The organism is Branchiibius cervicis, from assembly GCF_042661605.1.
Taxonomy (GTDB): domain Bacteria; phylum Actinomycetota; class Actinomycetes; order Actinomycetales; family Dermatophilaceae; genus Branchiibius; species Branchiibius cervicis.
The window spans coordinates 2,403,226-2,413,990 of record NZ_JBHSWJ010000002.1; the positions used below are offsets into that span (position 1 = coordinate 2,403,226).

General features: G+C 68.1%; 10 protein-coding genes. 5 read left to right on the forward strand and 5 right to left on the reverse strand.

Going from position 1 to position 10,765, the window contains the following annotated elements; translation table 11 throughout:
* Nucleotides 1-23: 23 nt before the first annotated feature.
* Genes ACFQBT_RS12600 through ACFQBT_RS19895 form a run of 4 tightly spaced genes read right to left on the reverse strand, consistent with a single transcriptional unit; the run spans nt 24 to nt 4,144 of the window.
* Complete coding sequence (locus ACFQBT_RS12600) at nt 24-2,390, reverse strand: [protein-PII] uridylyltransferase (RefSeq protein WP_377823135.1); 2,367 nt, start codon at nt 2,388-2,390, stop codon at nt 24-26.
* Nucleotides 2,391-2,436: 46 nt separating this feature from the next.
* Nucleotides 2,437-2,775 (reverse strand): P-II family nitrogen regulator, encoded by a 339-nt coding sequence (locus ACFQBT_RS12605; RefSeq protein WP_377823137.1) that lies wholly within the window; start codon nt 2,773-2,775, stop codon nt 2,437-2,439.
* Entirely contained in the window at nt 2,772-3,782 is a 1,011-nt protein-coding gene (locus ACFQBT_RS12610; RefSeq protein WP_417281783.1) for an ammonium transporter, read from the reverse strand. The genes ACFQBT_RS12605 and ACFQBT_RS12610 overlap by 4 nt, the downstream gene beginning before the upstream one ends.
* Complete coding sequence (locus ACFQBT_RS19895; RefSeq protein ID WP_417281784.1) at nt 3,740-4,144, reverse strand: hypothetical protein; 405 nt, start codon at nt 4,142-4,144, stop codon at nt 3,740-3,742. Before ACFQBT_RS19895 ends, ACFQBT_RS12610 begins: the two co-directional genes overlap by 43 nt.
* Before the next feature lie 87 nt (nt 4,145-4,231).
* Between ACFQBT_RS19895 and ACFQBT_RS12615 the strand changes: the two genes are divergently transcribed.
* Nucleotides 4,232-5,167 (forward strand): oxygenase MpaB family protein, encoded by a 936-nt coding sequence (locus ACFQBT_RS12615; protein ID WP_377823139.1) that lies wholly within the window; start codon nt 4,232-4,234, stop codon nt 5,165-5,167.
* A gap of 4 nt (nt 5,168-5,171) precedes the next feature.
* Here the strand turns inward: ACFQBT_RS12615 and ftsY are convergent, their stop codons facing one another.
* A complete protein-coding gene (ftsY, locus tag ACFQBT_RS12620) occupies nt 5,172-6,464 on the reverse strand; it encodes a signal recognition particle-docking protein FtsY (protein ID WP_377823141.1) in 1,293 nt (430 codons plus the stop codon).
* Nucleotides 6,465-6,727: 263 nt separating this feature from the next.
* On the opposite strand from ftsY, the gene ACFQBT_RS12625 reads away from it, so the two are divergent.
* The 4 genes from ACFQBT_RS12625 to ACFQBT_RS12640 all read left to right on the forward strand — a co-directional run bounded on the left by ACFQBT_RS12625 (nt 6,728) and on the right by ACFQBT_RS12640 (nt 10,765).
* Nucleotides 6,728-6,967, forward strand: a complete 240-nt coding sequence (locus ACFQBT_RS12625) for a hypothetical protein (protein ID WP_377823143.1) — start codon at nt 6,728-6,730, stop codon at nt 6,965-6,967.
* Nucleotides 6,968-6,993: 26 nt separating this feature from the next.
* The gene (locus tag ACFQBT_RS12630; RefSeq protein WP_377823145.1) at nt 6,994-8,199 is read left to right on the forward strand and encodes a serine hydrolase domain-containing protein; all 1,206 of its coding nucleotides are present in this window, start codon (nt 6,994-6,996) and stop codon (nt 8,197-8,199) included.
* Nucleotides 8,200-8,289: 90 nt separating this feature from the next.
* Nucleotides 8,290-9,318 carry a LacI family DNA-binding transcriptional regulator gene (locus tag ACFQBT_RS12635; RefSeq protein WP_377823147.1) on the forward strand — a complete coding sequence of 343 codons (1,029 nt, stop codon included), beginning with the start codon at nt 8,290-8,292 and terminating at the stop codon, nt 9,316-9,318.
* A 136-nt stretch (nt 9,319-9,454) separates the two neighbouring features.
* Entirely contained in the window at nt 9,455-10,765 is a 1,311-nt protein-coding gene (locus ACFQBT_RS12640) for an ABC transporter substrate-binding protein (protein ID WP_377823149.1), read from the forward strand.

Sequence of the window (10,765 nt, forward strand, 5' to 3'; positions counted from 1 at the left end):
CGCCGGTCAGGAATCGCGAGCGCTCAGGCGGGGACCGGACCGTCGCAGGCGTCGATGAGCGCCGCAATCACCTGGGCCACCTGCGGCGGGGTGACCGGGTGACCGCCCGCGGCGGTGACGTAGAACGTATCCAGGGTCTGACCGGCGTACGTCGCCACGTGGGCCGAGCGCACCCCGAGCCCGAACCGCGCGAACGTCATACCGATGTCGCGCAACAGTCCGGGGCGGTCCTGCGAGCGGACCTCGATGACGGTCGCCTCGGCGGACGCGCCGGGGATCACGGTCGCACGAGTCCCCACGGTGGCCGGCGTGGCAGCCCGGCGCCGGCGTTCCAGGACCCGCAACGGTGACCGGTCCCCGCGCGCCAGCGCACTGAGACCGCGCTGCAGGTTCTCCGCCTGCGGTAGATCACCGGACGGCGCCTCGATCTCCCAGGTGTTGACGGCGACCCCGTCGATGGTGCGCACCCGCGCAGAGCGCACCTGCACCCCAGCCGCCGACAACAGGCCGGCGGAGTCGGCGAACAGGCCCAACCGGTCCCTGTCGGCGATCTCGACCCGGGCACCCGCGGCCGTAGCCACCACTTCCACACTGGGAACGCCGTTGGCCAGGTCCCGCAACACCTGCGGATCGAGTTCCTGGTCGATGTCGGCGGGTTCGGCTGCGATGACGTGCCGGTCACCCAGCGCGGCCCGGGCGTGCTCGGTGAGTTGTTCGGTCAGAGTCGCCCGCCACTGGGTCCAGGCCCGCGGTCCGGCGGCGACCGCGTCGGCCTGGGTGAGGGCGCGCAGCAGTTCGAGGATGTCGCGACGCTCCTCGACGGCAGCAACCAGGGCGTTCACGGTCTGCGGATCGTCCGGATCCCGGCGCGTCGCGAGGTCCACCAGCGACAGGTGCTCTCGGACCAGCAATTCGATGACATCGACGTCGTCGCGGGAGAAGCCCATCCGGCGGGCGATGTTGGCCGCGACGGGCGCCCCTTCGACGGCATGGTCGTGGACCCCGGAGATCTTGCCGATGTCGTGTAGCAGGGCGGCGACCAGCAGCAGGTCGGGTCGCTCGACGTCCACCCGCAGGTCAGCGGCCTCCACGACCGTCTCGATGAGGTGGCGGTCGACGGTGTGCCGGTGGATCGCATTGCGCTGCGGGCGACTTCGCACTGCCCGCCACTCCGGGATCCAGGTGCCGATGACGCCGCCGAGGTCAAGGGACTCCCACACCTGGATCAGACCGGGTCCGGCCGCGAGCAGGTCCACGAAGGCGTCCCGGATCTCCGGCTCCCAGGGCACGCTCGGCGGCTGGAGTGAGGTGGTCAGGTTGGCCAGGGTGGCAGGAGCCAGCGGAATCTCCCGGCGCGCGGCGGCGCGAGCCGCGCGTAGCAGGAGCAGGGGTGTCGGCCGGGTGGTGAAGGCGGGGCCGAGGACGATCTCCGCGTCGTGCTCGTAGAGTCCGTAACCCACCGGGGACAGGACGGGGCGGCGGGGACCGATGCGCGGCGTACGCGCGCGCTGGGATTGCGCAGCTCGACGGGCGGTGCCGTCGAGCGAGTAGCTGATCACCCGGGCGGACTGGACGACGTCGGTCAGGAGAGCGTCCGGGTCCGGATGCCCGAGCAGCGCGGCGACCGCGTCCTGGTCCTCCCGGCCCAGGCGATCCCGGCCTCGCCCGGTGGCCACGTGCAGTGCGTCGCGCACGTCCAGCAGGGTGTTGTACGCCGCGTCGACCTCCCCGTGCGGACGATCCGAAAGCCACGCGGCGGTCAGGGCCTTCAACACGGTCATATCTCGCAGACCGCCCCGGCCCTCTTTGAGATCGGGTTCGATCGAGGTGGTCAGGTCGCCGTGGCGCTCGTGCCGCCGGCGAGTCGCCTCGATGAGTTCCGGCAGGCGTTTGCGGGCGTTGGCCCGCCAATCGTGGGCGATCATCTGGCGCACCCCGGAGACCAGCACGGGGTCTCCGGCGACCCAGTCGATGTCGAGCATGCCGACCGCCGCCGCGAGGTCACCGCTGGCCGCGCCCCGGCACTCGGCCATCGTGCGCACGCTGTGATCGAGCCGGACACCGGCATCCCAGACGGGGTACCAGATGCGGTCCGCGAGCGCCGTGATGACTTCGGGGCGCAGCGAGCGGCCGTCGTGCAACAGCACCAGGTCGTAGTCGGACAGCGGGCCGCCATCGCCGCGGGCGAAACTGCCGACGGCGGCGAGGGCGACGCCATCCTGCGAACCCGTGTGCAGGGGCCGGATCGCTTCGTCCCAGAGACCGCCGAGCCACTGCCGGCCGTAGGCGACCAGGCGGGCCCGACGTGCCTCGCCGGCACCCGGACGTGTGAAGTCGCGGGTACCGGCGAGGTCGAGACGCTCTGTCATGTGGTCCGCGTGGGTACTCATGACAGCCTCTCTCGGTGGTTGTCGGATGGTGTGGTCAGGGACGGCGTCAGAGTGCGGTAGGGCCCTTCTCACCGGTCCGGACGCGGACTACCTCCTCGACGGGGACGATCCACACCTTGCCGTCACCGATCCGCCCGGTCTGGGCGGCCTTGACGATCACGTCGACCACGTTGGTGGCGTCAGCGTCGTCGACGATGACCTCCAACCGGGTCTTGCTGACGAAGTCGACGTTGTACTCGGCGCCCCGGTAGACCTCGCTGTGACCGCGCTGGCGGCCGTAACCGCTGGCCTCGCTCACGGTCATTCCGGCGATGCCGTAGGCCTCCAGGGCCTCCTTGACCTCGTCCAGCTTGAACGGCTTGATGATGGCGGTGACCAGCTTCATGCGTTGGCTCCTTCCTCGTGGGCGAACGTGGCGACGGACCCGAATGAGTTTGTCGCCAGGTCGTACGCCGTCTCTGCATGCTCAGTCTGGTCGATGCCCTCTGCCTCGGCGTCAGCAGAGATGCGCCAACCCATCGCGTACTTGAGCACGACCGCAATGATCGCCGTCATGACCGCCGTGAAGAGCAGCGCGGCACAGGCGATGATCAACTGCACGATCAGCTGCTTCCAGCCGCCGTAGAACAGGCCGGTTCCGCGGGCGAAGAAGCCGAGGGAGATGGTGCCCCAGAAGCCCGAGACCAGGTGGACGCCGACGACGTCGAGCGAGTCGTCGTACCCCAGCTTGTATTTCAGACCGACCGCGAACGCCGACAGGACACCGGCGATCGCACCGACGGCGATCGACCCCCACGGGGTGACGTTGCCACAGGCCGGAGTAATGGCGACCAGGCCGGCCACGATGCCCGAGGCGGCACCCACCGAGGTGGCGTGACCGTCGCGGAACTTCTCGACCAGCAGCCAGCCGATCATGGCCGCGCAGGTCGCGGTAGTCGTGTTGACCCATACCAGGCCGGCCGACTCGTTCGCGGCCAGCGCCGACCCGGAGTTGAAGCCGAACCAACCGAACCACAGGATGCCGGCACCCAGCATGACCAGCGGCACGTTGTGAGGCCGCATCGCAACCTTGCCGAAGCCGATGCGCTTGCCGAGGAAGAGGCACAGCACCAGGCCGGCCATACCGGCGTTGATGTGAACGACTGTTCCACCCGCGAAGTCAATGGGTGCGACCGTCGCCACCCCGTCGGTGGTACCGAAGATCTTGGCGGCGATGCCGTCGGCCGAACCGCTGAGCAGGCCACCGCCCCAGACCATGTGGGCCAGCGGGAAGTACACCAGGGTGACCCACAGGACCGAGAAGACCAGCCAGGTGGAGTACTTCACGCGGTCCGACAGCGAACCGCTGATCAGCGCGACGGTGATCGCGGCGAAGGTGAACTGGAACCCCACGAACACCAGCGTGGGTACGCCGGTCGCCGTGTACGCCAGCGACGCGTCCGCCCCGGCGCGCCGGGCAGCAGATCCTTCAGTGCCCACAAGTCGAAGGGGTTGGCGAAGAGTCCGCCAACGTTGTTGGGGCCGAAGGACATCGAGTAGCCCCACAGCACATAGACGATGCCGATGACGCCGAAGGCGCCGAAGGACATCATGATCATGTTCAGGACACCCTTGGATCGGTTCAGGCCGCCGTAGAACAGGGCCAGACCGGGGATGGTCATGAACAGCACCAACGCGGCTGACGTCAGCATCCACGCGGTGTTACCGGTGTCGAGTGTCGGCGTATCCGCCGCCACAAGTGATAGTGCGCTCATGGGGCTGAACCCTCGCAACGGCGCATTTCACCCGAACGTGTCGTGTGTTAACTCTGTGTTGCAAAGTGGCTGTTGCACACTGGATAGGTGCTCGCACCGCGTCTGACCAGCCCCGTTGCGATCACTCGACCCGTCCTGGCCCCCGCACGGCAGGTTCACGACATCCTGCGCCATCGCGCAGCGCTGGCTCTGCGATCGAAGGTCGCCGGGGAGGATGCGACGCAGCGGGCCAGTGCCATCTGGGGAGCCGAGGGTGAGCGGTGGTTCACTCCCGAGGATCCGATCTGGCGGGTGCATCTGGACGCCTCGATGTTCCTGGGCGGCATCCGGGCCCTGCTCCTGCAGTCCCTTCATCCGCTGGCCATGGCCGGGGTCGATCAGCACTCCCGCTACCGCGACGACCCGTGGGGCCGCCTGCAGCAGACCAGCGCGTACATCTCGACGACCACCTTCGGGACCGTCGCGGACGCGGAGCGGCTGATCGCCCGGATCCGGGGCATGCACCGCCGGGTGAAAGGCACCGCCGACGACGGGCGCCCGTACGCCGCGAGCGACCCTCATCTGTTGATGTGGGTGCACGTGGCGGAGACCGACAGTTTCCTGACCTGTTACCAGACGTACGGCGCGAGCCGGCTCTCGGCGTACGACGCGGATCGGTATGTGGCCCAAGCAGGTTCGATCGCGGCGCGGCTCGGTGTGATTGACCCGCCGCAAACCGTGGCCGAACTGGCATCGGCGTTGGACCGCTTCTCTGCGGAACTGGTGGGTACCCCGGCGGCCCGCGAAACACTGCGGTTCATTGCGGCGGATCCGCCGATGCCGCTGGGGGTCCGCCCCGGATACCTCACCCTCGTCGCCGGGGCGCTCGGGACGCTGCCCGCACACGCCCGGCGGCTGCTGGGGGTGCGCTTGCTACCCGGCGGTGCGGTGCCGTTGCGCGGCGCCGGCCAGGTCGGGGTCGGGTTGATCCGCTGGATGCTGTCCGATCCGATGGTGCGCACGGACCGGCGCCAGAGCGCCTGAGGCTCTAGTTGAGTACGGCGTCCACGAAGGCCGAGGGGTCGAAGGGAGCCAGATCGTCCGGGCCCTCCCCCAGGCCCACCAGCTTGACCGGCACTCCGAGTTCGCGCTGCACCAGGACCACGATGCCGCCCTTGGCGGTGCCATCGAGCTTGGTGAGTACGACACCGGTGACGTCGACGGCCTCGCTGAAGATCCGGGCCTGCTGCATCCCGTTCTGACCGGTGGTCGCGTCCAGCACGAGCAGGCACTCATCGATCGGGCTCTGCTTCTCCACGACCCGCTTGACCTTGCGCAACTCATCCATCAGGCCGACCTTGTTGTGCAGGCGCCCGGCGGTGTCGATGAGGACCACATCGGCGTGCTGCTCGGTGCCGGCTTTGACCGCATCGAAGGCGACCGCTGCCGGATCGGCCCCTTCCTTGTCGGAGCGGATGGTCGGCACCCCGACACGGGCTCCCCAGGTCTGCAGCTGATCGGCGGCGGCGGCACGGAAGGTGTCCGCGGCTCCGAGGACCGGCTGCTTGTCCTGGGCGACCAGGACCCGGGCGAGCTTGCCGACGGTCGTGGTCTTGCCAGTGCCGTTGACCCCTACGACCATGAGTACGGCGGGACGCTCACCGACGCGGGTGGCGGCGATCCGGCGGTCCATCGACGGGTCGACCAGCGCGAGCAGTTCGGTGTGCAGCCAGTCGTGCAGTTGTTCCGGAGTAGGGGTGCCATGGACGGCCACGCGGGTCCGCAACCGGTCCACCAGCTCCGTCGTCGCCGAAGCGCCCAGGTCGGCGCCGAGCAGGACATCCTCGACGTCCTCCCAGTCGGCGTCGGACAGTTCACCCTTGGCCAGCAGACTCAGCAACGCCTTGCCGATGGCCGAGTTGGAGCGGGCCAGGCGACCGCGCAGTCGACCCATCCGGCCGACGGCCGACTCCGGCTTCTCGACCGCCGGAGTGGTGGCGGCCTGGTCGGCGCGTAGTTCCTCGGCGTCTAGTTCCTCGGTGTCTAGTTCCTCGGTGTCGATAGCGCTGGCGGCTTCCTCGGCGGTCACCGGGGCAGTTGCGGTCACCGGGTCATTGGTCTGGTCGTCGGGGAGATCGATCTGGTCGGCGTCGTAGTCCGCTGCCGGGGCCTGCTGGGCGGACGCCGGCTCGCTGACGACCTGCTCATCCGGCGCCTGTTCGAGCGCAGCGGCCTCGACCGGCGCCTGCGCAACCTTGCTGAAGTCGATCGAGCTGGCCGGTGCGGCCTGGTAGGTGTTCGCCCGGCGGCGTGGCGCATCCTTCGCCGACGGGGGCGCCACCGTCGACTCCCCGGCTCCTGCCTCGGCGGCAACGTCGGCGCCGAGCTCGAACGGCCGGCACCGCGGCGCAGCAAGGTCACGCCGGCGGTGAGCGCGATGAGAACGAAGAGCGTGATGATGAGAAGGATCACCCAAAGACTGTCCACCAGCCCATCATGACAAACCGGCGCTGGGAAGACGTCGCGTATCACCGGCTGGCCCGCGGCACACCCAACACCTGGGCTTGCTCGGAAATCCCCAGGTTGACCAGGCAGAATAGGGGCATGGTCTGGTTGATTCTCGCTCTGCTGCTCTGTGTCGCGATGGCGGCCGCGGTGGTCGCGGTCGTGGCCATTCCCGCCCGTCGCGAAGGCCGGGAGGTCCTGACCGAGCGCGCCGAGGAACTTGTGTCCTCCGTGACGGCCAAGACCGAGAAGGTGCTGCGCCGGGACGGCTCGAACACCGACTCCGAGCCTGAACCCCAGGTCACCCAGCACGGACGTCCGGTGCGCCGCCGCTCCTGAGCGACTGCGCAGCGTACGGTGCGATCGTGAGCACCGACACCGCCTCTGTGATCCACGGCGTGGACCAGCGCCGTCTTCGTCGCATCGCCGACGCCATCGCGCCGTACGAACAGCGCGGCGCACTGCCCGACTGGGCCTTCCAGGTCTCCCGTCGCGGCCAGATCGTGACGAGCCTGACCGGCAGCGGACAGACCGGATCGCCGCCTGCACCGGCGGATGCGATCTACCGGATCTATTCGATGACCAAACCGATCACGTCGGTCGCGGCGATGATGCTCTACGAGCGGGGCAGCCTGGACCTGAACGCCCCGGTCTCGGCATACATCCCCTCGTTCGCCGACCTGCGGGTGTACCTCGGCGGTCCGGCCACGGCGCCGGTGACGCACCCGGCCGCCCGGCCGATGCTCGTGAAGCACCTGCTGACCCACACCTCAGGGCTGACCTACGGGTTCCACCGCACCCACGTGACGGACGAGATCTACCGGCTGGCGGGCTATGAGTTCAATCCGGCCGACAAGGACCTGGCCACGGCGTGCGACGCATTCGCCGCGATGCCGCTTCGCTTCGAACCGGGCACCAGTTGGCTCTACAGCGTGGCGACCGACGTGCTCGGCCGAGTCGTCGAAGTGGCGTCCGGGCGGTCCTTGGACTCCTTCTTCGCCGATGAGATCCTCACGCCGCTGGGGATGCACGACACCGCGTTCCACGCCGTCGACCCGTCCCGGCTGGCGACCCTGCACCTTCACACGCCGGAGGGTGCCCGCATCCTGCAAACCTTCGGGCCGGACCCTTCGACCACGCCGGTCTTCCTGTCCGGGGGTGGCGGTCTCTACTCGACGATGGCCGACTACCAGCGCTTCGCCGACTTCCTGTTGGGCGGGGGCGCAGTGGACGGTGTGCGGTTGCTCAGTTCCCGGACGGTCGACTTCATGGCCACCAACCACCTGCCCGGGGACGCGGATCTGGACGAGTTCGGCATCCCGTTGTACGCCGAAACACCCTTCACCGGCGTGGGATTCGGGCTCGGCTTCGCGGTGACCATGGACCCCGTCGCCACCGGCATCGCCTCCTCGCCGGGCGAGTTCGGCTGGGGCGGATTGGCATCGACGTACTTCTGGATCGACCCGGTCGAGGACCTGACGGCGATCTTCATGACCCAGCTGATTCCGTCCTCCGCGCTGCCGATCCGGCCACTGTTGAAGCAGGTCACCTATGCAGCCCTGGTCGACTGACCTCCGATTCCCCCGCCTGCGCTTACCCGGATAAGTAGACTCCGTCCAGCATGACCCGGGACCCCGCCCGGCGCTGACAGGAGAACCGCCATGGCCAGTAGGCCGACCATCGCCGACATCGCCCGCGAACTGCAGATCTCCAAGGCGGCGGTGTCCTATGCGCTCAACGGACAGCCCGGCGTCGGCGAGCAGACCCGTCAACGGGTGCTCGACGTCGCCCGCACCCTGGGTTGGCAACCCAGCGCGAGCGCCCGGGCCCTCGGCGGGTTCCACACCAAGGTGATCGGTCTGGCCCTGGCGCGACCGGCCCAGACCGTTGCCATCGAATCGTTCTTCATCCGCTTCCTGGTTGGCGTGGAAACCGCTCTGGTCAAAAGGGATTGGAGCCTCCTGCTGCGCATCATCGGGGACCATCCCGACGAGGAGGTGAAGGTTTACCGCAAGTGGTGGGGTGAAGGCCGCATCGACGGGGTGATCCTGGTCGACGAGCGTCATCGCGATGCGCGAATCGCCGCCGTCGACGAGCTCGGCCTACCCGCCGTACTGTGCGGCGGCCCTCGTCGTGACACCACGATGCCGTGCCTGTGGACCGATCAAGCAGCCGACGCGGCGACGCTGATCGACTACCTGGCCGGCCTGGGTCATCGCCGAATCGGGCACATCGCCGGCCCGGGCGAATTCGCCCACGAGCGCAGCCGCCAGCGCGGTATGCAGCGGGCGGCGGGGCGGTACGGCGTGGACCTCATCAGCCTGTCCGTCGCCTACGACGCAGCGTCGGCAGTTGCCGCGACCCGCTCGCTGATGAGCGATCCGGCAACGGCACCGACGGCCATCGTCTACGCCAACGACCTAACGGCAGTTGCAGGAGAACGAGATCTCAAGGCCGCGGGATTCGCTGTGCCACAGGATGTTTCGGTCGTCTCCTGGGATGATTCACCATTGACGGAGATGGTCGCTACCCCCATCACCGCGCTCGCCCGGGAGACCGAGGCGTACGGCGAGCAGGCGGCCACTGTGCTGCTGGATCGGATCGCCGGAGTCGACCGCGGTCGGGTGCGCGTGACGCCGTCCATCATCGTCATCCGCGAGAGCACCGGGCGGGCTCCCGCGGGCCGCTGAACTGGTCGTTCGCCCAACTTATCCGGTTAACAATTCGATAACGGCGGTTTGTTGGGCCTGGCAACTTAACCGTGTAAGTGCTGTGATGTAGATCTCACTGCGGCGATGGGGCCGCGGACTCAGCAGGAGGACTCACGTGAAAGCACGTCTCATCACAGCGGCCGCGGTGTCGGCGGCTCTCGTCGGAATCGCCGGCTGCGGAAGCGGATCCAGCTCGGACAGCGGTAGCGGCGGCAGCGGCACCACCTTGACCTACTGGGCCAGCAACCAGGGCTCCTCCCTGCAGGACGACCAGAAGGTCTTGCAGCCGGAACTGGACAAGTTCCAGAAGCAGACCGGGATCAAGGTCAACCTGCAGGTGATCGGCTGGCCCGATCTGCAGAACAAGATCTTGGCGGCCACCACCTCGGGCAACGGGCCCGACGTCCTGAACATCGGCAACACGTGGGCTCCCTCGCTCCAGGCGACCGGCGCCTTCCTCCCGTTCGGGGACTCGGAGTTCAACGCCATCGGCGGCAAGGACAAGTTCGTCCCGGCGTCGCTTGCCACCGGCGGAATGGCCGGCAAGGACCCGACCTCGGTGCCGTTGTACTCGCTGGTCTACGGCCTCTACTACAACAAGAAGATGTTCGCCGACGCGGGCCTGAAGCCGCCGACGACCTGGGAGGAGTTGCAGGACGCGGCCAAGAAGCTCACCGACAAGAGCAAAGGCGTCTACGGCATGGCGATGGAGGGCGGCAGCTACACCGAGGGCGTGCACTTCGCCTTCATCTTCGGCCAGCAGCACGGCTCCGATCCGTTCGACTCCTCCGGCAAGCCGCAGTTCACCAGCGACGGCCAGATCCAAGGCGTCAAGCAGTACGTCGATCTGATGAGCAGCGGTGTGGTCAACCCCAGTAGCGCGCAGTACAAGAACGGTCCCGAAGCGCCCGGCGACTTCGCCAAGGGCAAGGCCGCGATGCTCATGAGCCAGAACAACGCCGACAACACCCTCGTCGCCGACGGGATGAAATCGGACGAATACGGCGTGGTGGCGATCCCGGCACCGACCGGTGCGGCCAAGGACACCGCCAGTTTCGTGGCCGGCATCAACCTGTCGATCTTCAAGAACACCAAGAACAAGGACGCTGCCCTGAAGTTCGTGAACTTCATGACCAGCGAGGACGAGCAGAAGATCTTCGACAAACCGTTCGCGGCGTTGCCGGTCCTGAAGGGCGTGACGCCCAACTTCACGGACAACACGCAGGAGGCCAAGACCTTCCAGGACATCCTGAACACCAAGGCCGTACCGCTGCCGCTGGTGCCCAACGAAGCGGCGTACGAGACGAACGTCGGCAACGCCGTCGTCCAGCTGACCGCCCAGGCAGCCACGGGTAAGACGCCGAGCGACGACGACATCAAGGCGGCGCTGCAGAAGGCGCAGGACACCATGGCGGCCGCCGGCTGA